The following is a 24,140-nucleotide window of genomic DNA, read 5'->3' as shown; positions in this document are numbered from 1 at the left end:
GCGACGCCTCATGATACGTAGGAGGGGCATCGAAGCTCTCGTCGGTTCCTCTCCGCGTCATCCCTACCCTCCTGAAACGCCGTCCGCAGCTCTGTCCACACGGGATTCGGGAACGCCCACTTCTCCGCGTAAGGCCGCCACCCGAAGAAGATTCGAGCCTCTGCCGACATCTCATCCCGTATGGATTCAATTTCTTCGACAACGGCCGTAACCTCCCGCAGGAATGGAAGATTTCGCGACATGCGGTTCAGGTCGTCCTGCGCCATCGAAAGGTCTTCGTCGGTGTCGATGAAGTCCTGCTCGAGGAACTGGAAGGCCCGCGCAGCGGCGACGCCGTTTCGGTAGGCGACGTGCCGAAGGTCGTCTAGGATTCGGTCGGCGGCCGCCTGGTCGAAGCGTGTTCGTCCCCGCGTCCGGAACAGGGCGGTTTTCAGCCGCTCGAAGTGGGCGGCGTCGCTCAAGCCCTTCCAGCCGGTGACTTTCGGTGCTTGGGCAGTCGTCGTGGATTCGCGCACGCGTTCTCTCCTCTTATCCGTGGAGCCTCTGTCTGATCTTCCGGCGCGTCTTCGGCGTCGGTAGGTCGGCGGAAATCTTGTCGGGTCGCAGGCCGTCGACGATCTGCTGACCAGTGAGGTGACCGCCCCCGATAAGTTCGAGCCAAAGGCCCTCGAGCGAGGTTCGGTGGGATTCGATGATGGTCTTCGCGCGGGCGAGCTGCTCCTGCAGGACGGGTTCGATCCGCATGAGCAGCGGCGCGTCGATCCTGCGGACGCTGTCGATCAGGCGCTCGTCGATGCCCGCCGGCCAGGCGTTCAGCACGCCGTTCATGCCGAGATGACGGTCGACGATGATCGCGAGGCGTGTCGCCCCGTCGAGATCGGAAGCGACACCGCTCCCGTGCTCGCCAAGGAAGACCTGCTCGGCGGCCATGCCGCCCAGATGGATGGCGATGTTGTCGAGATAGAACTGCTTCCCGTGGTTCTCGAACTCGCCGACCTCCATGACCGCGCCGCCGAGGATCTGCCGCTCAACGGTGGCAGAAGCCTTGCTTTCGATGGAGACGGCCCAGACTTTCTGAGCGCCCGTCGCCACGGCGACGGCAGCGTGCCCCAGCTCGTGGATCGCAAGAGCCCAGCGGAACTTCTCCGAGAGCACGATGCGACCGGGCAGGCTCGCCATGACATCCTCAACGGTGACCGCCCGGCGATGACGACGGGCGACGCGGCGGGCGAGCCTGACGAGCCGCGCGATATCCGCACCGGTCAGGCCAAAGCTGTCGTCGGCGAACTGCGAGAAGTCCGCGTCCGGCAAGTCGCCCCGGAGATGGAGACGAAGGATTCCAACACGCGCCTCGGCGTCCGGATATCCCAGCCGGATGTGATGGTCGAGCCGACCGGGACGAAGGATTGCGGGATCCATGACGGACGGGTTGTTGCAGGCGCCGACGACGACCACTCCTTCCCGGCCGGCCGTCCCATCGAGGCATTCGAGGAAGCTGTTGATCACCTGCCGGACATAGGACGCGTTGTTGCTCAGCTCGCGGTCGCGGTCCGTGAAGCTGTCGACTTCGTCGATGAAGAGGATGGCGGGCGCCTTCTTCTTCGCCTCCGCGAAGGAAGCGAACATGGCCTTCTGCATGTCGCCGAGATGACCTTTCGACTGCCAACGGGCGGCCGAGGCGACGACTAGCGCGACGTCGCAGGTATTCGCGAGCGCCTGCGCGTAGATGGTCTTGCCGACGCCGGACGGCCCGGAAAGCAGAAGGCCCGTGTCGACGTCGCTCCACGGAATGCGGCCGGCTTTCCAGTCGGCGAGATCGTCGGAGAGCTGCATACCCCAGTCCTTCGCCTCGCCATAGCCGGGCATGGATTCGAGCCTGTATTCGAAGTCGCCGTTGTCCGGTGCGACGGGCTGCGCCAGCGGCTGCGGTTCCCGATCGCGCGGCCGCATGACGAGCTGGGCGAGCATGCGGCCGACGTTCCGGCCCGGACGGGCGATCGCCCGCTTCATATCGTCGTCGAGCAGCAGGAAGATTTCCGCCTGCTTGTCGGTGATCGACACCTTGTTTCGCCACTGGAAGACGCCCTTCATCAGGGCGATCGTCGGTGGTTTCAGTTCGACGAGCAAGTCGACCGACACCCGGACGAGTTCCGGCACCGAGGCCAAGTCCGGAAACAGGAGGATGGACTTTGGATGCCGCATCGCCTCGAAGGCGAGCGCATTGGCGTGGTGCGGCTTCTCCTTCGAGAAGTCGACGACCCTATTGGATTCGAAGCGGCGGCTCCCGACGTAGACGCGGGCGGCAGACTGGTACGCGGCGGGCTCCGTGTCGGGCGGGCGGATGACCGCAATGGAATAGCTGGTGGCGCGCAGGAGCGGGCGGATGCCCTGCCTGAGGTTCGCATAGGCGACGTATTCCGGAAGGCCGTGGCCCTCCTTGAGCGATTTTGGATTTCTCATGATCCTGTCCTGGATTCGATACTGGAGATGCATGGGTGCAGTCTCTCAGTCGCGTATCCGGCGGACTGCCGTGTCGGGGCCGATCAGGGCGTCGTCCAGGGGGATCTCGAGGAATCCTTGAAGGATGAGTGCCGCCAGGCACCCCATGGGGCGACCTTCTCTGAAAGCGGCCAGGGACTCGGCCACGGTGAGTGATCCCATTTCGTCGAGCGCCGCGAGCAGCCGAATCCTGTCTCCAAGCGGGCATCGATAGAAACCATAGCGGAGGAGGTCTTTAGCGTTGCGGAGCCGGTAGCTGTCGGCGAATTCCTCCATGGCAACGGGACGGTAGCCGTGCCCTGCCCGTTCGGCGGCCAGCGCGATCCAGTCGGGCGGTTTTGGGAGGTTGTGGGCGACGTCCACCACGAAGGTTTGGTTGTCGACGCCCGTGACGACGAAGTCGGTCGGATAGGTCTCGGCGGCATAGGACAGCTCGACGCCGACGCAGGTCCAGCTCGCGACATCCGGATCGACATCAAGCAGGCATGCGAAGTCGCGGGCGTCCTGGCTCCGAAAGATCGGAGTCCCGGCGCACTTGATGGTGGCAAGCGGATAGTAGAAGCGAGGAGACGCTCGTCGCGGGTCGACATCGCCCGGCGGGGTCTCGAATGGAATGCTCGTCATGGCACCCTCGGAAACACAATACGATAAGGCGGACGCCGAACTAGATCCGGCGGTCAGTCAACGTATTCGGACCGAGTGATGGCGAGCGATGTACAACATGATGACGTGAACGTTTAGAGAACAAATCAAAGGGCGTCAAGAACCCTTTTCCCGTTAATTTCAAAGGGATCCGCTCCAAGATGCCCATGCCCGGCCATCGTTCATGGCTCTGCGAAGAAGACTTTGCGTGCCTTGTCGTCGTGAAGGTCGAAATACGCCAGGTGATGGTGTTTGGCGGGAGCGACTTCCGAGTAGAGAGTAAACGGAAAATCATCGAACAGGATTTCTGCGCTTACAGCAGAGAAGTCCTTCTCGTAGCAGTCCTGCAATATCTTGAGATTGGTTGATGGAAAGCTGTCCTTGAATTCTGCATTAAACGTCGGAAAGAAGTAGCGGATCAGCGCGGCCTCGTAGAGCGCCACGCGCTCCTTCTCCGTCGTGCCAAAAAGCTTGTCGAGCCCTTGGCCTATGCGCTTGTTGCCCTGGGAGCTGTCGTCTGCATGTGGGTTGAACATGGTGACCATGGTGTTCCCTGTGTCCATCGCCAGCATCAGGACTTGGAAACGATAGCCTTCCGGCACGCCTTTGATGGCGATCTCCTGAAGCTTCTCGTGCTTCATCAAGCGGTCCAGCGCATTCCGTGAACCGTTCTTGCCATATGCCTGCCCGATGTACTTCACCAAAAACTTGCCCGTGCCGTGTTCGCGGTTGAGCCGAGTGGTGCACTCGTCACGTGATGGAAGATTTCCCAGGTTGCCGTCATGGGAAAGAAGCCAACCGTCCGGAGAGTCGACGACCTCGACGCCTGCTGGGACTGGCCATTTCAAATCATATTCTCTTCCAAGGACGCGGAACGACATTCGAAGATTGCCGCCCTCCACGCTCGGACCCACGAACTCGGTCTTGGGTACAAACCCGACGATGTAGATATGGCACTTCTTTGTGAGCTTCTCGAAGGCCTTGAGGTGTTTACGATCATACAGGCCCTCGGCTGGGAGTGTGACGTAGCTGAGCGCGTAGAGGACAAGCGCATGCTCGACGTCGAATTTCTTGTTCTTGAACATGTGGGGCCGTTCGGTTTCCGAAGTACTGGGTTGTAGCAGCTTCGCACACCCTCCGTCATCCGGTTGAAAAGGATTCAATTGGGAAAGTCGGCCTTGGCGCGATGGGGCGCAACACATCTCCGTGAGCCCGCTTCCAAATCAGCAATCGGTATGCCAATACTTTGCGCATGAACTTCCTGAGGGCCATCCATCGCCTGTTTCTGCTTGTCGCCATGCTCGCGGTCGTCGTCGGCCCGATGAGCATCGGGCTGGCAGGTAGCGCCATGGCGTCCTCCGTCACGGCGATGACCGATGGTATGAGCAGCGCTATGCCCGGCATGCAGATGACCGAGGAGATGCCTTGCTGCCCGGAGAAGCGGCCCGTCAAGCCGGACTGCGCCAAGGGCTGTCCGCTGGCGCTGGTCTGCACGACCTCGATCTTCGCCCATGCTCCAGACAACTACGGCTGGTCGTTTGCCATTTCCTGGCAGACCCACCGCTATGATATCCTGGCGACGTCGCAACTGACGTCGGCATTCCTCGAGCCTCCGGCCCGTCCTCCGAAAGCCTGATCTCAAACCATTCTTGAAACACGCCTGCGGTTCACGCCGGACGCACGAAAGCGTTCGATGGAATCCGACGGCCATCAATTTTGACCCGAGGACGCGATCAAGGAGATCCGTCCCGATGAGATCGGAATCATGAACAAGACTTCCTTTTCAGCAGGAGCGATGCTCCTCGCCGGCGCGCTGGTCGTCGGCTCCTCCACCGTGTCCTTCGCAGCCGCGCAGGACTACGAGTTCCAGCCGGTTTCGACCGACGTCAAGCAGGGCCAGGGATCGCCGGTCTCCGTCCGCCTGGTCGACAAGCGGACGGGCAAGCCGGTGCCCGACGCAGTCATCTTCACCACCCGCATGGACATGGCCCCGGAGGGCATGGAGATGATGACGACCCCGGTCGAAGCGGCAACCTCGACGGAGCCGGGCGTCTACGCCTTCAAGACCGACTTCAGCATGGCGGGAGGCTGGCGATTCAAGCTAGCCGCCAAGGTCCAGGGCGAGCCGGACACAGTCGAGGGCGAAGTCGTCCTCAAGGCAGCGCCTTGAACACGCCATCCCGTGTGGCAGCCACGCTCTTCCTCGCCGTATTGCTCGGCGGGGGAGGCTATTGGGCTGGCACAAAGAACCTTGGTTCTGCACTCGGCCTCTATCTGGCCGAGACGGCGCTCGCAACGCCCGTAGCCTCTGGACCGTCTCCCGCAGGCACAGTCATCTATTATCGTCATCCGGACGGCTTGCCGCAGTTCTCGGCGACGACGAAGAACGCCGACGATGGACGACCGTTCATAGCGGTGCACGCCAGCGAGGACGTCAGCTTCGACGACAAGGCGAAGGCGCCCACCGCCACTGCAGCAGCGGATGTCGCACCGGAGGCCGGGCCGTCGAAGGGGCGCATCCTCTACTATCGCAACCCGATGGGCCTGCCGGACACCTCGAAGGTGCCGAAGAAGGATTCCATGGGTATGGACTACATCCCTGTCTACGAAGGCGAGCAGTCCGACGCCTCGACCGTCAAGGTCTCGCTCGGCAAGCTGCAGCGAACGGGCGTGAAGACGGCGACCGCCGAGATGGCAAGCGTCGGCCGCAAGGTGCGCGTGCCGGGCACCGTGGCGCTCGACGAACGCCTTGTCAGCATCATCTCGATGCGCACGGATTCCTTTGTCGACGATGTCGCCAACGTCACGACGGGCGACCACATCGGCAAGGGCGAGAAGCTCTTCCGCTTCTATTCCAGGGAGATCGCCACTGCCGCCTCGGAATACGCGGCCGGGCGCGAAGGTTCGCGCGGCAGCGACGATGCCGGCTCGGCGCTGCGCCTGAAGAACCTCGGGGTTCCGCAGGAGGTCATCGACGGCATCGCCCGTACCCGCCAGGTGCCGGCGAGCATGACCTACACCGCCCCGCGCGACGGCATCGTGCTCGAACGCTCGGCGACGACCGGCATGATGGCCAAGCCCGGCGACGTGCTGTTCCGCATCGCGGACATCTCCAACGTCTGGGTGATCGCCGACATACCCGAATACGACCTTGCCTCCGTCAGGATCGGCGCAAAGGCCGACGTCACCGTCCGGAGCCTTCCCGGCAGGACGTTCAAGGGCACGGTCGACCTCGTCTATCCCGAGGTCGAGACGCAGACGCGAACTACCAAGGTCCGCATCGAGCTTCCCAACCCGGACGGGGTTCTCCTCGCCAACATGTACGCCGACGTCGAGATCGAGGCCGGTGCGCCGAAAGCCGTCGTCGCGGTGCCGAATAGCGCCGTCATCGATACCGGTGACCGTCAGGTCGTCTTCATCGACAAGGGCGACGGAAAATTCGAGCCGAAGGACGTCACGCTCGGCGTCCGGGGCGAGAACCAGACAGAGATCACCAAGGGCGTCGCCGCCGGCGACAAGGTCGTGGTGTCCGCGAACTTCCTGCTCGACGCAGAAAGCAACTTGAACTCGGCGCTCAACGCCATGACCGAGGAGGCCAAGCCATGATCTCGCGCGTCATTTCCTGGTCGGCCCATAATCTCGTGCTGATCTTCGTCGGCGCGGCACTTGCCGTCGCCGGCGGCATCTACGCCCTGCGGTCCCTCCCGCTCGACGCCATCCCCGACCTCTCCGACGTCCAGGTCATCGTCTACACCGAATATCCCGGCCAGGCCCCGCAGGTCGTCGAGGACCAGGTTACCTATCCGCTGACGACGTCGATGCTGACCGTGCCGAAGTCGAAGGTTGTGCGCGGCTTCTCCTTCTTCGGCGTCTCCTTCGTCTATGTGATCTTCGACGACGGCACCGATCCCTACTGGGCGCGAAGCCGCGTGCTGGAATATCTGAACGCCGCGCAGAGCCGCCTTCCTCAGGGCGTCACGCCGACGCTCGGTCCCGACGCGACGGGCGTCGGCTGGGTCTACCAGTATGCCGTCGTCGCCAAGGAGCTGTCGCTCGCCGAACTGCGGTCCCTGCAGGACTGGGTGGTGCGCTTCGCCGTTTCCAAGTCCGAAGGCGTCTCGGAAGTCGCGAGCGTCGGCGGCTTCGTCAAGCAGTATTCGATCGTCGTCGATCCGGCCCGGCTGAAGGCGCAGGGTGTCACGCTCAACGACGTGGCCAATGCCGTGCGTGCGAGCAACACCGACGTCGGCGGCCGTACCGTCGAGCTGTCGGAGTTCGAGTTCATGGTGCGCGGGCGGGGCTATCTCACGGGCATTCCGGACATCGAGGGCATCGTGCTGAAGAGCCAGAACGGGGTGCCTCTCAAGCTGAGCGACGTCGCCAGAGTGGAGCTGGTTCCGGACGAACGACGCGGCATCACCGAACTGAACGGCGAAGGCGAGGTCGCCAGCGGCATTGTGCTGCAGCGGTTCGGTGCCAATGCCCTGACGGTCATCGACAACGCCAAGAAGAGCCTCGATTCGATCAAGAGCAGCCTCCCGGCGGGAACGGAAATTGTTCCGGTCTACGACCGTTCGACACTGATCGAGGCGGCGATCGAGACCCTGAAAGGCACACTGGTCGAGGAATCCATCGTCGTCGCGCTGGTCACGCTCGCCTTCCTCCTTCATGTCCGCAGCGCACTGGTCGCCATCATCATGCTGCCCGTCGGGATCCTGATGGCCTTCATCGCCATGAAGCTGCTGGGCATCGGCGCGAACATCATGAGCCTCGGCGGCATCGCCATCGCCATCGGGGCGATGATCGACGCGGCAATCGTCATGATCGAGAACGCGCACAAGCATCTCGAACGGGCACCGCCTGACAAGCCGCGCATCGACATCCTAGTGGAGGCGGCAAGCGAGGTCGGCCCGGCGCTGTTCTTCAGCCTGCTGATCATCACCGTGTCGTTCCTGCCGATCTTCACGCTGGAATCGCAGGAAGGCCGCCTGTTCGGCCCGCTCGCCTTCACCAAGACCTTCTCGATGGCCGCCGCCGCGCTTCTGTCGGTGACGCTGGTGCCGGCGCTGATGATCCTCTTCGTTCGCGGCTACATCGTCCCCGAGCACAAGAACCCGCTGAACCGGTTCCTCATCTGGATTTACCGTCCGGTTATCTCCGGAGTCCTGAGGGCGAAGACGCTGACCATCCTTGCCGCCGTCGCCATCCTGGCGGTCACCGCCTGGCCCGTCCAGCATATCGGCAGCGAGTTCATGCCCAACCTCGACGAGGGCACCTTGATGTACATGCCGACCACATTGCCCGGCATATCGGTCACCAAGGCCGCCGAGCTGATGCAGACGCAGGACCGCATCATCAAGTCCTTCCCCGAAGTGCAAAGCGTCTTCGGCAAGGCCGGCCGGGCGCTGACGGCCACCGACCCGGCGCCGACGGAGATGTTCGAGACGATCATCACGCTGAAGCCGAAGTCGGAATGGCGGCCGGGGGTTACCACCGAGAGCCTGAAGCATGAAATGGACGCCGCCCTGCAGTTCCCCGGCGTCTCCAACGCCTGGACCATGCCGATCCGGGCTCGCATCGACATGCTGTCCACCGGGATCAGGACGCCGGTCGGTGTCAAGGTCTATGGTACCGATCTCGGCGAGATGGAGAAGATCGCCCGCCAGATCGAGAGCGTGCTGAAGACAATCCCCGGCACGTCCAGCGCCTATGCGGAACGGGTGATCGGCGGCTACTACCTCGACATCGTTCCCGACCGAACGGCGCTCGGCCGCTACGGGCTGTCCATCAATGACATCCAGGACGTCGTCGGCATGGCGCTCGGTTCCGAGGTCGTGACCCAGACGGTCGAAGGCCGGGAACGTTACGGCGTGGCGATACGATATCCGCGGGCGTCTCGAAGCGATCCGCAATCCATCGCCAGGGACGTGCAGATATCTCTGCCGGGCGGCGGAACGGTTCCTCTCGGCGAGGTCGCGGACGTCAAGCTGACCCGAGGCGCGACGACGATCCGTACCGAGAACGGCCAGCTTGCGGTCTACATCTACGTCGACATCGCCAACCGCGATCTCGGCGGCTATGTGGCGGAAGCCCAGCAGGCGGTCGCGAAAACCGTGAAGATGCCGCCCGGCTATTCCGTCGCCTGGAGCGGTCAGTTCGAATATCTCGAACGGGCCGAGGCGCGGCTCGCCGTCGTCGTGCCCCTGACGCTGGCGCTGATCTTCCTGCTGCTCTACCTGAACTTCAAGGCGCTGACCGAGACGATGATCGTCATGCTGTCCCTGCCGTTCGCACTGGTCGGCGGCATCTGGCTGATGTGGTGGATGGGCTTCAATGCCTCCGTTGCGGTCGCCGTCGGCTTCATTGCCCTTGCGGGCGTCGCGGCCGAGACGGGCGTGATCATGCTGATCTACCTCGACCACGCCCTGAACGAACAGCGCGAAGCCTGCGAAAAGGAAGGCCGTTCCTTCTCCAAGCTGGATCTCAACCGGGCGATCATGGTCGGTGCGGTCGAACGCGTCCGGCCGAAGATGATGACGGTCGTCGCCATCATGGCCGGCCTCGTTCCGATCCTCTGGAGGACGGGTACGGGTTCCGAGATCATGCAGCGCATCGCCGTGCCGATGATCGGCGGCATGGTGTCGTCGACTCTGCTGACGCTGATCGTCATCCCGGCGGTCTACGGGCTGATCAAGGGCTGGCGGCTCCCGTCGGCATCCCTGTCCGATCCCTCCGTCGAAGAGAGCGACGACAGGCTCGAGGCGGCCGAATGAAAGGAGGATGCGATGATGAACGATATGATGGGCGGCGGCATGATGTGGGGCATGGGTCTCGCGGGTCTTCTCGGACTCGTCCTGGTCGTCCTCGTGATTGCGGCGCTGATCAAGTATCTGTTCTACCGCTGAAGCGTGCGCCCGCGTCCGCAGCCCGACGCCCGCGCTTGTGTTCGATGTATTTTAGCGTCATCTTCTCTACTGCCATGAAACGCTGGTCGGCTCGCAAGCTTGTCGCCTTGTTCCTCGCGGTTTTCGTCGCCGTGGGGATGAGCCTGTCCGTCGTTCAGGCAACCGGCATGTCGATAAAAATGGCGATGGCCTCCGAGATGACCGGTTCGATGCATGACGGCTGCCCGGACTGCCCGGACGGTGGTGACGACGGCATGAAGGCGATGACATGCAGCGTCGTTTGCACGACGCCCGTCCTCGCCGTTCTTCCCGAGGGAGTATCCGTGCCGGTCGTCGAACAGCTCGTCTCGTTCCCCATGAGCGACTCGCTCCTCCATGGCACGAGAGCGCCACCCGATCTCCATCCTCCGCGAACCACCGACATCGGCTGACGTTCCGGCGGTCGTCTGACGCGACCGAGCCGGGTAAGCGAACGCGCATGCGCCCTGTCGCGCCACCTGCCCATAGGTGTCCACATCCACGAAGGCCGCGCGTTCCGCCATCAACGATGATCGGAAGGATCGACTGTGAATACCGAATTCAATGGCCGCATGTCGCGTCGGGGTTTTGTCCAAGCCAGCGCGGGCCTCTTATTGGCCGCTGGGCTGCCACCATCGCCGGTGCGTGCGGCAGGCTCGAACGAGTACCGGATCGTCGCCGCGCCGGCCCGCGCACGTCTCGCCGGCCCGGATCGTCCGGAGACCGGCGTCTGGGCCTATGACGGAACCGTGCCGGGGCCGCTCGTGCGCCTGCGGCAAGGCGAACCAGCTCGGCTCATCGTCGACAACCGGCTCGACCAGGACACCACGGTCCATTGGCATGGCATCAGGCTGCCCAACGCCATGGATGGCGTGCCCGGCCTGACGCAGCCGCCGATCAGGTCCGGCGAGAGCTTCGTCTACGAGTTCACGCCACCGGATGCAGGGACGTTCTGGTACCACCCGCACGCCAACAGCCTGGAGCAGCTCGGCCGCGGTCTCGCCGGAGCCGTGATCGTCGAGGTACGCGACCCGGTCGCCGTCGACCGCGACCTGCTCTGGCTTCTGGCCGACTGGCGGCTCACGGAGACGGGCGAGATCGCCTCCGGCTTTGGCAACCGGATGGAGGCGGCGATGTCCGGCCGCGTCGGCAACACGGTCACCCTGAACGGCCAAGTCTCGGAGACGGAACCCGTCCGCGCCGGCGAACGTGTCCGCCTCCGCCTCGTCAACGGTTCGCTCGCGCGGATCATGGCGCTGCGCTTCGAGGGCCATAAGCCGGTGATCGTGGCGATCGACGGCCAGCCCTGCGAACCCCACGAGCCCGACGGCGGTCGCATCCTGCTCGGGCCCGCCATGCGCGTCGACGTCGTCCTGGACATGCAAGGGGAACCGGGACGGCGCTACGAAGTCGTCGACGACTTCTACGACGGCCTGTCCTATCGACTGACGCAACTGGCCTATGACCGGAAGCCGCCCCTTCGCGAGCGTCCCCTCGACGCGTCGCTCGACCTTCCGCGCAATCCTTTGCCGGAACCCGACCTTGGTACGGCCGAGCGACATGACCTGACGCTCCAGGGCGGCATGATGGGCGGAGGCATGATGGCAGGAATGGGAGGAATGAACGGCGGGGGGATGATGATGCCGGGAATGATGGGCATGGGCGGCGGTCCCGCCTGGGCGATCAACGGCATGTCGATGACTGGCGACGGCCATGCGGGCATGGAGCCTGCCCTAACGTTCCAGCGCGGATGCAGTGTCGTACTGATCGTGCGCAACCAGACCGCCTGGTGGCATCCGATGCACCTGCACGGCCACAGCATGCGGGTGTTGAGCCGCAATGGTGCGCCGGTCCCGCACCGCCAATGGCAGGACACCGTTCTGATGGCGCCGAAGGACGTCGTCGAAGTCGCCTTCGTCGCCGACAACCCCGGCGACTGGATGCTGCACTGCCACGTCATGGACCACCAGATGACCGGCATGATGACCGTGCTGCGTGTCGCCTGAACTCGAACCTTGTGAAAGGAAACTCTGATGCAAAGACGAACTTTTCTCCTCGCAGGCACCGCCGCCCTGCTCCTGCCGCTTCCCGCGATGGCGGACGGCCCCGGTCGCGCAACGCTCTATAAGAACCCTCAATGCAGTTGTTGCGAAGGCTATGCCGCCTATCTCCGCGACAACGGTTTCGAAGTCGACGTCAAGGCGACCAACGACCTCGCCGAGATAAGCCGCAAGGCCGGCGTGCCCGAAGATCTGGAGGGCTGCCACACCATGTTCATCGACGGCTATGTGATCGACGGACATGTGCCGGTAAACGTTGTCCGCAAGCTCCTGTCGGAAAAGCCCGCCATCGCCGGCATCACATTGCCGGGGATGCCGATGGGCTCGCCCGGCATGAGCGGCCCCAAGACTGAAAACTTCGTGATCTATTCTGTCACCAAGGACGGCAAGCCACCGGCCGTCTACGCGACGGAGTGATCGAGGACATCGGAACATGTCGATGAGCGAAATCAGCGCGGGGGGAGAGACGCCATGAAATGGTTTCTCATGGCAGCCCTCGTCTTTGTCCTGACATCTTCCGCCGCCGCCGGGCCGCCGAAGACCTTCGTACTTCGCGATACGCCGGAGCCCGTGCCTGCGCTTCAATTCACCGACGAAGCCGGCAGGCCGCAGACGTTGGAGATGTTCCGCGGCAAGGTCGTCCTCCTCAATGTCTGGGCGACATGGTGCCTGCCCTGCCGGAAGGAGATGCCGACGCTTGATCGGCTTCAGTTCTCGCTCGGCGGGCCGGATTTCGAGGTGGTGGCCCTCTCGATCGATCGCGGCGGACCGGAGGCGGTGAAGAAGTTCTATGCCGAGACCGGCATCCAGCATCTCGGCATTCACGTGGATGCGACCAGCCAGGCCGGGTTTGCGCTTGTTTCCTTCGGCCTGCCGACGACGCTGCTGGTCGACCGGCAGGGACAGGAGCTCGGAAGGCTCGTCGGACCGGCCGAATGGGATGCACCCGACATGATCGCCTTCCTCCAATCGGTCATCACCCAGAGGCAGGACGGACTCGTCCTCAAGCCGCAGAAGGAATAGCTCATGATCACCTCGACTTCGACCGCCGTTTCATTTTCCTCATCCGCAGGATCTGCGCAGCGGGAGGTCATAGCCTTCCTACGTTCTGGGTTGCTGGGACTTGCGCTGATGACAACGCTGATCACTCCCGTGCTCGCGCATTCCCTGGACGAGGTCGACCAGAACCTGCGCGACAACGAGAAGTACTTCCAGCCGGCCGACAGCCCGGCGCCCGCTTTCACGCTACAGGGTTCGGCCGGTCGGGCCGTCAGCCTCGCCGATCTCCACGGCAAGGTCGTGGTGCTCAACTTCATCTATACGAGCTGTCCGGACGTCTGCCCGCTGCATACGGAGCGCATCGCCCAGATCCAGGCCATGGTCAAGCAGACGCCGATGAAGACGATGGTCACGTTCGTCACCATCACGACGGATCCAAAGCGCGACACTCCGCAGGTGCTCCGCGACTATGGCTCGGCCCACGGTGTCGATCCCGTCAACTGGATCCTCCTCACCGCCGGCCCCGACCAGCCGGAGGACAGCACCCGCAGGATCGCCGAGGCATACGGCCTGAAATTCGTTGCGGAGGACGACGGCATGCAGATGCATGGCATCGTCACGCACGTGATCGACCAGGACGGGCAGTTGCGGGCACGGTTCCATGGCCTGAAGTTCGAACCGGTCAATCTGGTGACGTTCGTCAACGCGCTCACCAACAGATCGCAGAAACCCCATCCACATGGAGAGCCGAGCTTCTGGGACAAGGTCGAGGGTCTGTTCAAATAGGCCGGCGCAGCTTCCGTCGACCGGGGCAGGTCAAGGCTGAGCAGCATCCCGCTCCGCCAATCAGCATTGGGCTGTTCAAAGACGGTCATGCCTCTATGTTTTGAAGTTCAATTGGAGAAGCACATGTTCCGCCTGGTCAGCCTCGTCGCCCTGTCCCTCATGCCGCCCGGCAACCCCGCCGCCGCGAATGACGGAGGCATCCACACGCCTGGCGTCGTCACTCTGGAGCAGGTGGACGTGGAGCGGACCGAAGATCCGAGCGCAGACGCGGCCTACCTAACGATCTGGAACGGTGCCGATCAGGACGTGGTGGTAACCAACGTCTCCATGAGCGGATACGAAGGCGTCGACATCGTGGGCGCGGAGGAGGACGAAGTGCTCGACCAGCCCGCGGATCAGAGTCTCGTGACCATTCCGGCCCGCACCGAGATTTCGATGAGCGACGACACGCTGTTCCTGCGCGCGGCACGAGGCAGGAGAAGCGGCGACCAGACGGCGGTGACCGTGTCGCTGTCGAACGGCCGGAGGATCACCACCTTGGCGGTCGTGCGGAGTTCGGACCCCATTGCCGAGGCCAACCGTCACGACGGTGACTGACGTCGGGCAAGGAAGCCCCCGTCTAACCGTTGCTCACACGGTCGGGTCTGAAATCTCGTGTTCGATCTCGTCGACGGTAACCGACCGCATGAAATCGGGATTTTCGTAGAGCGTTCTCAGGTCGTCGGGATCAAGCCGGACGGCCTGCGCGCTTCCATGCCCCTCTCTCCAGGCGGCGTCCCATATCATAGCAAGCGTCCTCACCCCCAGCGCCATCACCTCACCGGTGCGGACGCCGAGATCGGCCCAGAGAGCCTTGTTGTGAGACGGCGATCCCGGCGCGAAGCTTTGCTCGTAGGAGTCGATGATTTCTGTGGGCGGCAATATTCCTGCGACCGCCTTCATCAGCTTGATAACGGCCAGCGCCGCCGAGCGCCCGTCCGTGCAGAGGTCGAGTCCATGATCGGCATCGAGATTTCTGCGGATCGCTTGAAACAGGAGGCCGCGGCTGGCGGCGGACGAGATCATGTCGGTCTCGAACGCGCCGTGGACGCCCTCGCCCCGGTAGGCGGGCTTCTTCGAGCCGTCGGGGTTCTCGCGGGTCGGACTGTTGCGAGGAATGTCGGGCTGCTGCGACTCGTCGCCGTTGCTCAGGCTGGAGCCGTGCAGGGGCTGGGAGGCGTCTCCGACGTAGTGCGCGAGGGTTCCTGCGGCGGCGACGAATTTCGCCGGATCCGTGGCGGCATAGTCCTTCAGCCTCTCGAAGTACTGCCAGATCCGGAGCGGCAGGATGCCCTTCCTGAGCGGGTTGTTCTCGCCCAGACCATTGAAGTACTCGTTCCATGACTCGGCGGAGATCAGGTCCGGCTCGGCGAGACAGGCGTCGAGGAGCGTCTCATGGCCGCGGAAGGGCTGGTCGGCGTCGCAATGGTGGTTCGGATGTTCGGGGCCGGACGACCGACGATCCACGGTCATCGTATCGCGTCCGCCGACCACGCCTATGTCTTCGCCCTTCCGGTTCCGGTGCGGCGACGGGTACTTCTTCCAGACAATGTCGGGAACGTCCGCGAGGGGGACGAAGCCGGATTCCAGGAGGTCCCTCTGCTTCGGCTCCTTCGTCAGGTTGTCGAGCGGAATGCTCATCAGATCGGCGTTTGCCACCAGCAGCGCCTTCAGTTGTGGATCCCTCACGAGGTCGATCGCCAGAGACCCGATGGAGTAATGGCCGACAGCCCCCCAGGTCCCCGAGACGCCGTCCGCGTCCTCCATCACGAGTTCGACGTCGAGAAGCTTGCTGATGTTGCTCAAGCTGGTGGCGACCGAATAGGTCGAGCGCTCGCCGCCGTCGGCGAAGACCTGCGCGCCCCATTCGATTGCAAGCGGTCGCAGGTCGCGCCGTGCCATGGGACGCTTGTCCTCCTTCCCATCCGGGCCTGGCATCTGAAGGTGCCACAGCGCCCCAGAATCCCCGTGCCGGGGAACCTTGCCGCCTGGAGCAGGCGCAATCAGGAAATCGGAGACGTAGTCGAAACCTCCGACGCTCCGGTACCGGTAGAACATCGCCTTTGTCTTGCCCTGAAGCAGCCCCGAGGCGCCGCCGACGGCGACCACCGGCTGGTCCATCAGACGGCGGAGCGACAGATTCTGTTCGTAGACGTCGAAGAGAGGTTTCATCTTCGGTAGCCCATAGATGTTCGCGGTCCAGTCGCGCATGTCGTCGATCCGCACGAGCCCGACGTCCAGACCGAGCCATGTCTGCCTCAGGGGGAGCGCCGGATATACTTCCGAGAAGAGCCGGCGCGTGATCTGGCGTTCGCTGCTCGTCCCTATCCTTCTCGTGCCGTCGCGCAGGGTGGCCAGCACCTCCGTGCCAGGTTCGCCGCAGGCATGCCGGGCGGTGAGCGCGTAGGTCGTGTGGCCGTCCGAGACGAGGCAGCCGATCGTTGCGACATGCTGCTCCTTCTGCACCTCGACGAGCAGCGGCAGACCGCCGCCCAGGGTCTCCTGCGGCCAGACGACAGGCGTCATCGGCAGAGGGGCTCCCTGCGGAAGAGGTGGCGCGAGGACCGTGCAGACCGGAACGATCCGTCCGTCCGGAAGATATATGCGTTTCGGAACCATGTCCGCCGACGAGGGCATTCCCGCCTGTCCGAACGCGTGCTCGTCGACCCACTCGCGGACGAGCACGATGATGCAGGGCCACGAATAGTCGCGCACCTGCGAGTTGCCGAACTCTCGGGGATAGGTCTTCTTTCTAGGAGGATTTGCGCCTTCGCCTGGGTTCTGTGGCCACTCCTCGTCGTTGCGGATCAGATAAAGCCCCACCGCCGTCCCAACGACGTTGGCCTTGCTCATCAGATGGAAATGGAAGGTGTCGCGTGCCTCGATCAGGTCCGCGAGCGATAACGTGGAAAAATCGAAATCCGTGCTGCGCATGTCCCTCATCGCCGTTCCCCCTTGCGATCAATGCGTGCTGACGGGCCAACATAACACTAATATTCAAAGTTGAAATGACACTTCGACGGCACACGCTCCCAGGCGCGGTGCGCCTTGCGCCGAGCCGTCTCGTTCCACGCTTCCTTCCTGTCGCCGCCACGACGAGCACGTAGATTGCGACGGCGGAGAGGAGAACCGCGTTGAACGCTGCCGCGAGGATTTCGAGCCTCTTGTAGCCATAGGTTCTGCGCTCGTCCGCCGGTCTGTTCCCCACCTTGATCGCCATCAGGGCGATCGCGAGGGCGACGACGTCGGTCATCATGTGCGCGGCGTCGGACAGAAGCGCGAGGCTGTTGAAAAAGACGCCCGCCACCACTTCCGCGACGAGGAAGGTCGACGTCAGTCCGAGAGCCCATCCGAGCATGCGGGCGCTCGCCCCTGCGGCATGGTCGTGGCCGTGGCCTCCTTAGGCATCCTCGGAAAGTTCGTCGGGAGCGACGACGCCTACGAGAAGCTGCTTCCGGCCGAGCTGTGCTCGTGGCTGAAACACGAGCACGAGGGCGAAGACGACCACCACTGATTCCTGATTTGGAGACGCGGACGGGCGCCGGCCTGCTAGTTATGTGATGCAAGCCACGGCACACCGAAAAGGCCGTCGTCCGCCGAAGGATGTCGTCGGGCATGATCCCGGAAAGGAACTGGCGAAGCCGTTCACGAAGACGACCCGCAAAAGGGTTGACGTGCTCGATATATCCGTTATTCTGGATATATGGAATCAAAATTTGCGATCGCGGCATTGGCCGCACTGGCACAGACCACCCGGCTCGAAACCTTCCGTCTGCTCGTAAAGGCGGAGCCGGACGGCGTGCCCGCCGGCGAACTCGCACGGATGCTCGACGTCCCGCAGAACACGATGTCCGCCCATCTCGCGACGTTGCAGCGCGCGGGCATCGTCAAGAGCGAGCGGCAGAGCCGCTCCATCATCTACCGCGCCGACCTTGAAGGGTTCCGCGCTCTGTCGCTCTTCCTGCTCAAGGACTGTTGCGGCGGGAACGCTGAACTGTGCGCGCCTCTGATCGCCGATCTCACCCCCTGCTGCGTGCCGGAGAACGCCCAGTCATGCGCGAACTGACCCTCGAACCAGTCCCGGTTTCCGATGCGCTGCGGGCGGCCCTGACGTCCTCGGGTCTCCTGATCGACGATCTTGAAGGTTCCGACCGCAGCTACTTCGCCTTCGTGGACGCCGATGGCCGTGTCGTCGGCTACTCGGGCATCGAGACGTGTGACGAGAAGGCCGCCTTTCTCCGCTCTGTCGTCGTTGTCCCCGAGTTTCGGGCTCAGGGATACGGACGGCGCCTGGTGGATCTGACCCTCGCCGGGACATCCCCCTCCTCCGACATCTACCTCGCCACCACCAGCGCGGCATCCTTCTTCGAATCCATCGGCTTCGCCCGCGTCCAGCGAGACCAGGTGCCGCCGGCAATCCTTTCGACCCGCCAGCTCTCGGGGCTCTGCCCGGCGTCGGCGACCATCATGAGACTGAACAGGCCACCGACCTAACACGGAACACGACCATGACCGACAAGACCTACAACGTGCTCTTCCTGTGCACGGGCAATTCCGCACGCTCCATTCTCGCCGAATCCATCCTCAACAAGGAGGGCGCGGGACGCTTCAAGGCGTATTCCGCGGGCAGCCAGCCCAAGGGGGAAGTGAACCCGCACGCGCTCAAGGAGCTGGAAGCGCTCGGCTATCCTACGACGGGCTTCTCGTCGAAGAGCTGGGACGTCTTCGCCGAACCGGGCGCTCCCGAGATGGACTTCATCTTCACGGTCTGCGACAGCGCGGCCGGCGAGGCATGCCCCGTCTGGATCGGCCATCCGATGACCGCCCACTGGGGCGTCGAGGATCCTGCGGCCGTCGTCGGCACCGAGATCGAGATCCAGCGGGCCTTCGCGCAGGCCGCCCGCTTCCTCAAGAACCGCATCTCCGCCTTCATCAATCTTCCGCTCGCCTCCATCGACCGACTGGCGCTCCAGCAGCACGTGCGCCAGATCGGCACGATGGAAGGCGCCAGCATCAAGCAGCCCACGGCAAGCTGATGGGCTTCGATCTGTCACGCCGGCTTGTCGCCGAGGGACTTGGCACCGCCATGCTGGTCGCAACCGTGGTCGGATCCGGCGTCATGGCGACGTCGCTGACCCAGGATGTCGGACTGGCGCTGCTGGGCAACACGCTGGCGACAGGCGCCATTCTGGTGGTGCTGATCACCGTGCTCGGGCCGATATCCGGCGCTCACTTCAATCCGGCCGTCTCGCTGATCTTCGCGATGTCCCGATCGCTCCCAAAGCGCGACTTCGGCGGATATGTCGTTGCGCAGATCGTCGGCGGCACCTTTGGGACGCTGGCCGCGCATCTGATGTTCAACCTACCGCTGATCGAGCTGTCGACCAAGGTTCGCACCGGTGGCGCGCAATGGTTCTCCGAAGGGGTCGCAACCTTCGGGCTGGTGGCCACCATCCTCGCCGGTATCAAGTTCGAGCAGAAGGCGGTGCCATGGCTGGTCGGACTCTATATCACCGCCGCCTACTGGTTCACGGCTTCGACATCCTTCGCCAATCCCGCCGTCGCCCTGGCGCGGTCGCTGACCGACACCTTCTCCGGCGTCCGTCCGATCGATCTTCCCGGCTTCTGGGTCGCGGAGATTGTCGGCGCCGTTACAGCCCTCTTCCTGTTCACCTGGCTCCTGCAGCCCGGTGCGTCATCAACCGTATCGTCAGAGGCGAAACTATGAACGTCACGATCTACCACAATCCCGATTGCGGGACCTCGCGCAACACGCTGGAGATGATCCGCAACGCCGGCATCGAACCGACCGTGATAGAATATGTGAAGACACCGCCGTCGCGCGCGGAGCTGACGAAGATGATCGCCGACGCCGGCCTGACCGTCCGGCAGGCCATCCGCGAGAAGGGAACGCCCTACGCGGAACTCGGCCTCGACAATCCCGATCTGACCGACGACCAGTTGCTCGACGCCATGCTCAAGAACCCGATCCTGATCAACCGGCCGTTCGTCCTGACTCCGCTCGGCACCCGCCTGAGCCGCCCGTCCGAAGTCGTGCTCGACATCCTGCCCGAGACCCACAAGGGCGCCTTCACCAAGGAAGACGGCGAACGGGTTCTCGACGAGGAGGGAAAGCGAATTGTCTGAAGACTTCCCGGCACTTGACGAGGGACATCTCCGCGAACCTGACCTGGCGGCGCTTCGTCCGCCGTTCTCCACGCACAAGCCTCGGATCCTGATCCTCTACGGATCGATCCGCGAAGTCTCGTACAGTCGGCTGCTCGCCCACGAGTCCCGTCGCCTGCTGGAGCGTCTCGCATGCGAAGTCAGGGTCTTCGATCCGAAGGGACTTCCCTTGCCCGACGACGCGCCGGTCAGCCATCCGAAGGTCCAGGAACTTAGGGAGCTCTCAGAGTGGTCCGAGGGGCAGGTCTGGGTCAGCCCGGAGCGCCATGGCGCGATGACGGGCGTCATGAAGTCCCAGATCGACTGGATTCCTTTGGCCTTAGGTTCCGTGCGGCCGACGCAGGGCAAGACGCTCGCGGTGATGCAGGTTTCGGGCGGCAGCCAGTCGTTCAACGCCATCGGCCAGCTCCGCATTCTCGGTCGCTGGATGCGGATGATCACCATCCCCAACCAGTCGTCGGTCGCCAAGGCTTTTCAGGAGTTCGACGCCGACGGACGGATGAAGCCGTCGTCCTACTACGACCGCGTCGTCGACGTCTGCGAGGAGCTCGTGAAGTTCACGCTGCTGACCCGCGACGCCTCGTCCTACCTCACCGACCGCTACAGCGAGAGGAGGGAAGACGCCGCAAAGCTTGAAGAGCGCGTGCAGTTGAGGTCCATCTGACGCCTACTTGTGTCGCCACACCTTCACGGCGGAAAGCAGTAGGATCACGGCCAGGGCGGGAAGCAGAAACGCGTTGGGCACGACACCGAGCAGCAATCCGCCGATGAACGTCCCGACGATCGAACCGGCAGCCATGACGATCAGAAACGCCTTGTTGCGTCCCAGCACTGAGAAGCTCTGATCCCGGCTATATCGCGTGAATCCGACAAGCATCGTCGGCAAACTGACGGCCAGTGAGAGGGATCCGGCGAGCTTGATGTCCGCGCCGAACAGCAGCACGAGGGTCGGGATCAGGAGCTCACCGCCCGCCACGCCAAGGAGCGAGGCCACGATGCCGATCACGAAACCGGCGATCACCCCGGCGAAAAGCTGGAGGCCTCCCGTCAGCAATGGCTGACCCGCCGTCGCGTCGTGTCCGACAACCAGTATGACCGCGATGACCAGCAGCAGGACGGAGATCACCCTGTAGAGCGTTTCCGACTTGAGACGGGTCGCCCATCCGGCCCCGAACCATGCTCCTGCCAGGCTTCCGGCGAGCAGATTGACGATGATCTGCCAGTGGGAACCGATCTCGCTGAACGGCACGGTCGACGCACGGAATGGCAATGCGGTCGCGACGACGACCAGGCTCATGGCCTTGTTGAGGATGACTGCCTCCAGAGCGGCGAAGTTGAAGATGCCGATCAGGAGAGGAAGTCTGAATTCCGCACCGCCCAGTCCGATCAGGCCGCCCAACGCACCAATCACCGCGCCACCTGAGAAGGCGGCGGCCTTGCTGCGAGATATCGGCGCATTGGCAGAAGCGTCCATGCTCGTTATGTTTCCCGAGATATCACGTCGGGAACTCTTATGCTGACAAGCCAGACCGGATGCAAGTGGTGCGGGACAGAACAGGTGCCACTCGCCCAAACCGTTCGCACGCCCTCATGGACAAACCGAATGCCACGCATCCGGGCGTTCTCATCGTCGCCCGACGGCATGTGGAAAGCCCGTTCGAAATGACATCGGAAGAGTGGGGGACCTCGGCGAGATGTTGGCTCAAGCGCGTGCCCATGTGGCGCAATTCCATCCCGCCGGGTTCACCATCGGATGGAACGTGGGAGAAGCGGGCGGCCAGCACGTCTTCCACGCGCACATGCATGTGATCTGCCGTTTCGAAGACGAACCGCAAACAGGTCGCGGCCTACGCGATTTCGTTCTCCGGTGACCGTCGCCTACTCGGCGGCGACGAGATCCCGTCTCGTCGTCAGCGCCACGCTGGCGAAGGCGGCCATTCCCACGACGCCGAGCGCGGCGGTGGCGAACAGGGACAGACCGATCCCAAAGCTCTGCATCGCCGCCGCGAAGGCGAAGGGCGCAGCCGCTCCAAGCGCCAGCCTTGCGGCCGCCATCTTGCCCGTGATCGTTCCGTAACCGTCGCTGCCGAACAGATAGAGTGGCAGACTTCCCTGGGCGATGGAGTTGATCCCCGAACCGAGGCCCAGGCAGATGGCGAAGGCCACCGCGCCCGGCAGCCAGTCCCCGCTCACGCCCAGGACGACGATGCCTACGACCATCAGAGACGCCGAGATCACCGCGAGGACCGGTGGGGACAATCGCGTCCCGAAGATCATGTTGATGAGACGGCTGAGCACCTGGGCCGGGCCGAACAGCGACCCCACGACAACCGCCGCGGTCCCTAGCCCGAGGTCGCCGAGCATCGGAACCATGTGAGCGAGAATGGACGCCAGCGTGAACCCAAGGATCGCGAACGCGGCCGAGACGACGATCATCGCGCCGCGGCGCCTCTCGGGCGGAACCGCGCCGACGACGTGCTCCCGAGCACGCCCTACACCTGCGGCGACCGCGGCCCTGCCCTTTCTCGCCATCCACAGATGCAGCGGCATGCAGACGAACAGGTTGAGCGCCGCGAAGGCGAGATAGATCTCCCGCCATGTCAGGTATCCCATGAGCGCGGCGGAGATGGGCCAGAAGATCGTCGAAGCGAAGCCGCCGATCAGCGTGAGATAGGTGATGCTGCGCGATGCCGTCTTAGGATCGCTCTCGACCAAAGCCGCGAACGCCGCCTGATACTGGACCATTCCGGACGCCACTTCGATCAGGACAACGGCGAGCGCGAACACGACGATCGACGGCGACCAGGCGCAGAGCGCAAGCGTTAGGGCCGAAAGCACCGAGCCTATGGTGAGGACGGTCGCCGCGCCGATCCGGTCCATCTGCTTTCCGATCATCGGTGCCGACAGGCCGCCGACGAAGAGCGAGGCCGAGAAGACGCCGAAGACCTGTTCCAGGGAGATGCCGAGATCCTTCGCCATTCCGGGCGCGAGGATCGAGAAAGAATAGTAGAGGGTGCCGTAGCCGATGATCTGCGTCAGTCCCAGCGCCGATATCGTCGCCACCGGAGTTGTCCCCTTCGCCTCAGACATTCGCGACGTCTTTCTCTGGTCCGCCGGCGCAGCAGGCGCCCGCGCTTTCCTGTACCCCGGTGACGCGCGGATGCCCGGCGCAGCAGTCGAGCGTCAGGAACTGCACGAGACCGGAAAGCGCGTCGTAGTCGGCGCTGTAGACGATCGAGCGCGACTCGCGGCGCTGGGCGATCAGTCCGGAACGCTCCAGCTCCTTTAGGTGGAAGGAGATGTTGGACGGAGAGACGCCCATTCTTTCGGCGATCGCTCCGGCGGCCATTCCATCGGGGCCAGCCACCACAAGAGTACGAACGACGGCGAGGCGCGTCTCCTGGGAGAGTGCGGCGAATGACAGGAGGGCTTGACGTTCTTCCATATTTCGATAATCCTTGAAATGTTGAAATCATGGATAACCGATATGAACGTCATCGACAAGACCCTATCGAACGACATCGAACTGGGCGCCCTCCTAGCCGCGCTCGACGCCCACGCCGACAGCCCTCTCGTGTTTTGCTACGACGGCCGCGACGTGAAGGCGGGCTATCATGTGACCGAAGTGAAGACCGGTCGCTTCGACGCTCTCGACTGCGGGGCCAACCCGGAATCGTGGACGGAGATCTTCGTGCAGCTCTGGGATATCGACGAGGATGATCGGACGCACATGCCGTCGGGAAAGTTCGCAGCAATCATCCGGAAGGTTTCAGAGCACGTCGGCCTTCCGATGAGCGCAAAGCTGACCTTCGAAGTGAGCGACGGCGTCGCGCCGATGGCGCTGTATTGTGCAGCGACCCCTTCATTGCGGGGCGGCGTCGTGATGGTCGATCTTTCGCCCCGTCCTTCGAGCTGCAAACCGCGCGACCGGTGGCTCGAAAAGAAAGATTCCGAGGACTCGTCGTGCTGCGGGCCGGCGTCGTCCTGTTGCGCCTGACCACGAAGC

Annotated in this window: 27 protein-coding genes and 1 pseudogene; 19 read left to right on the top strand and 9 right to left on the bottom strand. The window is 63.5% G+C overall.

Annotated elements, in window-relative coordinates:
* Positions 1-8 precede the first annotated feature (8 nt).
* The 4 genes from FHT69_RS01305 to FHT69_RS01290 form a co-directional block, all read right to left on the bottom strand.
* On the bottom strand, positions 9-515 hold the full coding sequence (locus FHT69_RS01305) for a hypothetical protein (RefSeq protein WP_183904802.1): 507 nt from the start codon (positions 513-515) through the stop codon (positions 9-11).
* A 13-nt stretch (positions 516-528) separates the two neighbouring features.
* The gene (locus FHT69_RS01300; RefSeq protein WP_183904801.1) at positions 529-2,460 is read right to left on the bottom strand and encodes an AAA family ATPase; all 1,932 of its coding nucleotides are present in this window, start codon (positions 2,458-2,460) and stop codon (positions 529-531) included.
* 45 nt (positions 2,461-2,505) lie between these two features.
* Positions 2,506-3,123 carry a hypothetical protein gene (locus FHT69_RS01295; RefSeq protein WP_183904800.1) on the bottom strand — a complete coding sequence of 206 codons (618 nt, stop codon included), beginning with the start codon at positions 3,121-3,123 and terminating at the stop codon, positions 2,506-2,508.
* Between the two features lie 200 nt (positions 3,124-3,323).
* Entirely contained in the window at positions 3,324-4,226 is a 903-nt protein-coding gene (locus tag FHT69_RS01290; protein WP_183904799.1) for a hypothetical protein, read from the bottom strand.
* 167 nt (positions 4,227-4,393) lie between these two features.
* Between FHT69_RS01290 and FHT69_RS01285 the strand changes: the two genes are divergently transcribed.
* The 10 genes from FHT69_RS01285 to FHT69_RS01240 all read left to right on the top strand — a co-directional run bounded on the left by FHT69_RS01285 (position 4,394) and on the right by FHT69_RS01240 (position 14,506).
* Entirely contained in the window at positions 4,394-4,777 is a 384-nt protein-coding gene (locus FHT69_RS01285; RefSeq protein ID WP_183904798.1) for a hypothetical protein, read from the top strand.
* 129 nt (positions 4,778-4,906) lie between these two features.
* Positions 4,907-5,311 (top strand): FixH family protein, encoded by a 405-nt coding sequence (locus FHT69_RS01280; protein WP_246780685.1) that lies wholly within the window; start codon positions 4,907-4,909, stop codon positions 5,309-5,311.
* Positions 5,308-6,747 (top strand): efflux RND transporter periplasmic adaptor subunit, encoded by a 1,440-nt coding sequence (locus tag FHT69_RS01275; protein ID WP_210304172.1) that lies wholly within the window; start codon positions 5,308-5,310, stop codon positions 6,745-6,747. Before FHT69_RS01280 ends, FHT69_RS01275 begins: the two co-directional genes overlap by 4 nt.
* Positions 6,744-9,914, top strand: coding sequence for an efflux RND transporter permease subunit (locus tag FHT69_RS01270; RefSeq protein ID WP_183904797.1), 3,171 nt, complete (start codon positions 6,744-6,746; stop codon positions 9,912-9,914). Before FHT69_RS01275 ends, FHT69_RS01270 begins: the two co-directional genes overlap by 4 nt.
* A gap of 176 nt (positions 9,915-10,090) precedes the next feature.
* Positions 10,091-10,477 carry a hypothetical protein gene (locus FHT69_RS01265; RefSeq protein ID WP_246780684.1) on the top strand — a complete coding sequence of 129 codons (387 nt, stop codon included), beginning with the start codon at positions 10,091-10,093 and terminating at the stop codon, positions 10,475-10,477.
* Between the two features lie 159 nt (positions 10,478-10,636).
* A complete protein-coding gene (locus FHT69_RS01260; protein ID WP_183905358.1) occupies positions 10,637-12,070 on the top strand; it encodes a multicopper oxidase family protein in 1,434 nt (477 codons plus the stop codon).
* 27 nt (positions 12,071-12,097) lie between these two features.
* Positions 12,098-12,541: a DUF411 domain-containing protein gene (locus FHT69_RS01255; RefSeq protein WP_183904796.1), complete on the top strand. Its 444-nt coding sequence runs from the start codon at positions 12,098-12,100 to the stop codon at positions 12,539-12,541.
* 54 nt (positions 12,542-12,595) lie between these two features.
* Positions 12,596-13,147 (top strand): TlpA disulfide reductase family protein, encoded by a 552-nt coding sequence (locus tag FHT69_RS01250; RefSeq protein ID WP_183904795.1) that lies wholly within the window; start codon positions 12,596-12,598, stop codon positions 13,145-13,147.
* 108 nt (positions 13,148-13,255) lie between these two features.
* Positions 13,256-13,909, top strand: a complete 654-nt coding sequence (locus FHT69_RS01245; protein WP_246780706.1) for an SCO family protein — start codon at positions 13,256-13,258, stop codon at positions 13,907-13,909.
* 123 nt (positions 13,910-14,032) lie between these two features.
* Positions 14,033-14,506, top strand: coding sequence for a copper chaperone PCu(A)C (locus tag FHT69_RS01240; RefSeq protein ID WP_183904793.1), 474 nt, complete (start codon positions 14,033-14,035; stop codon positions 14,504-14,506).
* 33 nt (positions 14,507-14,539) lie between these two features.
* On the opposite strand, the gene FHT69_RS34035 is transcribed toward FHT69_RS01240, so the two are convergent.
* Both FHT69_RS34035 and FHT69_RS34030 read right to left on the bottom strand, forming a co-directional pair.
* Positions 14,540-16,882, bottom strand: a complete 2,343-nt coding sequence (locus FHT69_RS34035; RefSeq protein ID WP_246780683.1) for a hypothetical protein — start codon at positions 16,880-16,882, stop codon at positions 14,540-14,542.
* Between the two features lie 154 nt (positions 16,883-17,036).
* Positions 17,037-17,306: pseudogene (locus tag FHT69_RS34030) on the bottom strand (cation diffusion facilitator family transporter); the annotation flags it as partial.
* Here FHT69_RS34030 and FHT69_RS01230 point away from each other — a divergent pair.
* From FHT69_RS01230 to arsH, 7 genes are all read left to right on the top strand, one after another.
* The gene (locus FHT69_RS01230; protein WP_183905392.1) at positions 17,205-17,462 is read left to right on the top strand and encodes a hypothetical protein; all 258 of its coding nucleotides are present in this window, start codon (positions 17,205-17,207) and stop codon (positions 17,460-17,462) included. The pseudogene FHT69_RS34030 and the gene FHT69_RS01230 sit on opposite strands and share 102 nt — an antisense overlap.
* Positions 17,463-17,651: 189 nt before the next feature.
* Positions 17,652-18,014 carry a helix-turn-helix transcriptional regulator gene (locus tag FHT69_RS01225; RefSeq protein WP_183904791.1) on the top strand — a complete coding sequence of 121 codons (363 nt, stop codon included), beginning with the start codon at positions 17,652-17,654 and terminating at the stop codon, positions 18,012-18,014.
* Positions 18,002-18,442, top strand: a complete 441-nt coding sequence (arsN2, locus tag FHT69_RS01220; protein ID WP_183904790.1) for an arsenic resistance N-acetyltransferase ArsN2 — start codon at positions 18,002-18,004, stop codon at positions 18,440-18,442. The genes FHT69_RS01225 and arsN2 overlap by 13 nt, the downstream gene beginning before the upstream one ends.
* A 14-nt stretch (positions 18,443-18,456) precedes the next feature.
* Positions 18,457-18,984 carry an arsenate reductase ArsC gene (locus FHT69_RS01215; protein ID WP_183904789.1) on the top strand — a complete coding sequence of 176 codons (528 nt, stop codon included), beginning with the start codon at positions 18,457-18,459 and terminating at the stop codon, positions 18,982-18,984.
* Positions 18,981-19,676 (top strand): MIP/aquaporin family protein, encoded by a 696-nt coding sequence (locus FHT69_RS01210; protein WP_183905357.1) that lies wholly within the window; start codon positions 18,981-18,983, stop codon positions 19,674-19,676. Before FHT69_RS01215 ends, FHT69_RS01210 begins: the two co-directional genes overlap by 4 nt.
* Positions 19,673-20,095 carry an arsenate reductase (glutaredoxin) gene (gene arsC / locus FHT69_RS01205; protein WP_183904788.1) on the top strand — a complete coding sequence of 141 codons (423 nt, stop codon included), beginning with the start codon at positions 19,673-19,675 and terminating at the stop codon, positions 20,093-20,095. Before FHT69_RS01210 ends, arsC begins: the two co-directional genes overlap by 4 nt.
* Positions 20,088-20,798: an arsenical resistance protein ArsH gene (gene arsH / locus FHT69_RS01200; RefSeq protein ID WP_183904787.1), complete on the top strand. Its 711-nt coding sequence runs from the start codon at positions 20,088-20,090 to the stop codon at positions 20,796-20,798. Before arsC ends, arsH begins: the two co-directional genes overlap by 8 nt.
* A 3-nt stretch (positions 20,799-20,801) precedes the next feature.
* On the opposite strand, the gene FHT69_RS01195 is transcribed toward arsH, so the two are convergent.
* Positions 20,802-21,608: a sulfite exporter TauE/SafE family protein gene (locus FHT69_RS01195; protein WP_183904786.1), complete on the bottom strand. Its 807-nt coding sequence runs from the start codon at positions 21,606-21,608 to the stop codon at positions 20,802-20,804.
* Positions 21,609-21,810: 202 nt separating this feature from the next.
* Between FHT69_RS01195 and FHT69_RS34755 the strand changes: the two genes are divergently transcribed.
* The gene (locus FHT69_RS34755) at positions 21,811-22,005 is read left to right on the top strand and encodes an HIT family protein (RefSeq protein WP_409527520.1); all 195 of its coding nucleotides are present in this window, start codon (positions 21,811-21,813) and stop codon (positions 22,003-22,005) included.
* A 7-nt stretch (positions 22,006-22,012) separates the two neighbouring features.
* Here the strand turns inward: FHT69_RS34755 and arsK are convergent, their stop codons facing one another.
* Positions 22,013-23,224: an arsenite efflux MFS transporter ArsK gene (gene arsK / locus FHT69_RS01185; RefSeq protein WP_183904784.1), complete on the bottom strand. Its 1,212-nt coding sequence runs from the start codon at positions 23,222-23,224 to the stop codon at positions 22,013-22,015.
* Positions 23,217-23,579 (bottom strand): helix-turn-helix transcriptional regulator, encoded by a 363-nt coding sequence (locus FHT69_RS01180; protein WP_183904783.1) that lies wholly within the window; start codon positions 23,577-23,579, stop codon positions 23,217-23,219. Before FHT69_RS01180 ends, arsK begins: the two co-directional genes overlap by 8 nt.
* Positions 23,580-23,621: 42 nt before the next feature.
* Between FHT69_RS01180 and FHT69_RS01175 the strand changes: the two genes are divergently transcribed.
* Entirely contained in the window at positions 23,622-24,131 is a 510-nt protein-coding gene (locus FHT69_RS01175; RefSeq protein WP_183904782.1) for a DUF6428 family protein, read from the top strand.
* The last annotated feature ends 9 nt before the right edge of the window (positions 24,132-24,140 follow it).

This window comes from Rhizobium sp. BK008, assembly GCF_014197345.1.
Classification (GTDB): Bacteria; Pseudomonadota; Alphaproteobacteria; order Rhizobiales; family Rhizobiaceae; genus Rhizobium; species Rhizobium anhuiense.
Note: the sequence above shows the minus strand (reverse complement) of the source record. Positions and strands in the feature narration are given on the sequence as shown.

What these genes read in the sequence shown, in the direction of transcription:
- FHT69_RS01290 (WP_183904799.1), bottom strand. Translation starts at nt 4,226, where the DNA reads ATGTTCAAGAACAAGAAATTCGACGTCGAGCATGCGCTTGTCCTCTAC.
- FHT69_RS34035 (WP_246780683.1), bottom strand. Translation starts at nt 16,882, where the DNA reads ATGCGCAGCACGGATTTCGATTTTTCCACGTTATCGCTCGCGGACCTG.
- FHT69_RS01215 (WP_183904789.1), top strand. Translation starts at nt 18,457, where the DNA reads ATGACCGACAAGACCTACAACGTGCTCTTCCTGTGCACGGGCAATTCC.
- FHT69_RS01175 (WP_183904782.1), top strand. Translation starts at nt 23,622, where the DNA reads ATGAACGTCATCGACAAGACCCTATCGAACGACATCGAACTGGGCGCC.
- FHT69_RS01280 (WP_246780685.1), top strand. Translation starts at nt 4,907, where the DNA reads ATGAACAAGACTTCCTTTTCAGCAGGAGCGATGCTCCTCGCCGGCGCG.
- FHT69_RS01285 (WP_183904798.1), top strand. Translation starts at nt 4,394, where the DNA reads ATGAACTTCCTGAGGGCCATCCATCGCCTGTTTCTGCTTGTCGCCATG.
- arsK (WP_183904784.1), bottom strand. Translation starts at nt 23,224, where the DNA reads ATGTCTGAGGCGAAGGGGACAACTCCGGTGGCGACGATATCGGCGCTG.
- FHT69_RS01180 (WP_183904783.1), bottom strand. Translation starts at nt 23,579, where the DNA reads ATGGAAGAACGTCAAGCCCTCCTGTCATTCGCCGCACTCTCCCAGGAG.
- FHT69_RS01260 (WP_183905358.1), top strand. Translation starts at nt 10,637, where the DNA reads ATGTCGCGTCGGGGTTTTGTCCAAGCCAGCGCGGGCCTCTTATTGGCC.
- FHT69_RS01250 (WP_183904795.1), top strand. Translation starts at nt 12,596, where the DNA reads ATGAAATGGTTTCTCATGGCAGCCCTCGTCTTTGTCCTGACATCTTCC.
- FHT69_RS01245 (WP_246780706.1), top strand. Translation starts at nt 13,256, where the DNA reads ATGACAACGCTGATCACTCCCGTGCTCGCGCATTCCCTGGACGAGGTC.
- FHT69_RS01265 (WP_246780684.1), top strand. Translation starts at nt 10,091, where the DNA reads ATGTATTTTAGCGTCATCTTCTCTACTGCCATGAAACGCTGGTCGGCT.
- FHT69_RS01195 (WP_183904786.1), bottom strand. Translation starts at nt 21,608, where the DNA reads ATGGACGCTTCTGCCAATGCGCCGATATCTCGCAGCAAGGCCGCCGCC.
- FHT69_RS01300 (WP_183904801.1), bottom strand. Translation starts at nt 2,460, where the DNA reads ATGAGAAATCCAAAATCGCTCAAGGAGGGCCACGGCCTTCCGGAATAC.
- FHT69_RS01295 (WP_183904800.1), bottom strand. Translation starts at nt 3,123, where the DNA reads ATGACGAGCATTCCATTCGAGACCCCGCCGGGCGATGTCGACCCGCGA.
- FHT69_RS01240 (WP_183904793.1), top strand. Translation starts at nt 14,033, where the DNA reads ATGTTCCGCCTGGTCAGCCTCGTCGCCCTGTCCCTCATGCCGCCCGGC.
- FHT69_RS01255 (WP_183904796.1), top strand. Translation starts at nt 12,098, where the DNA reads ATGCAAAGACGAACTTTTCTCCTCGCAGGCACCGCCGCCCTGCTCCTG.
- FHT69_RS01225 (WP_183904791.1), top strand. Translation starts at nt 17,652, where the DNA reads ATGGAATCAAAATTTGCGATCGCGGCATTGGCCGCACTGGCACAGACC.
- arsC (WP_183904788.1), top strand. Translation starts at nt 19,673, where the DNA reads ATGAACGTCACGATCTACCACAATCCCGATTGCGGGACCTCGCGCAAC.
- arsN2 (WP_183904790.1), top strand. Translation starts at nt 18,002, where the DNA reads ATGCGCGAACTGACCCTCGAACCAGTCCCGGTTTCCGATGCGCTGCGG.
- FHT69_RS01270 (WP_183904797.1), top strand. Translation starts at nt 6,744, where the DNA reads ATGATCTCGCGCGTCATTTCCTGGTCGGCCCATAATCTCGTGCTGATC.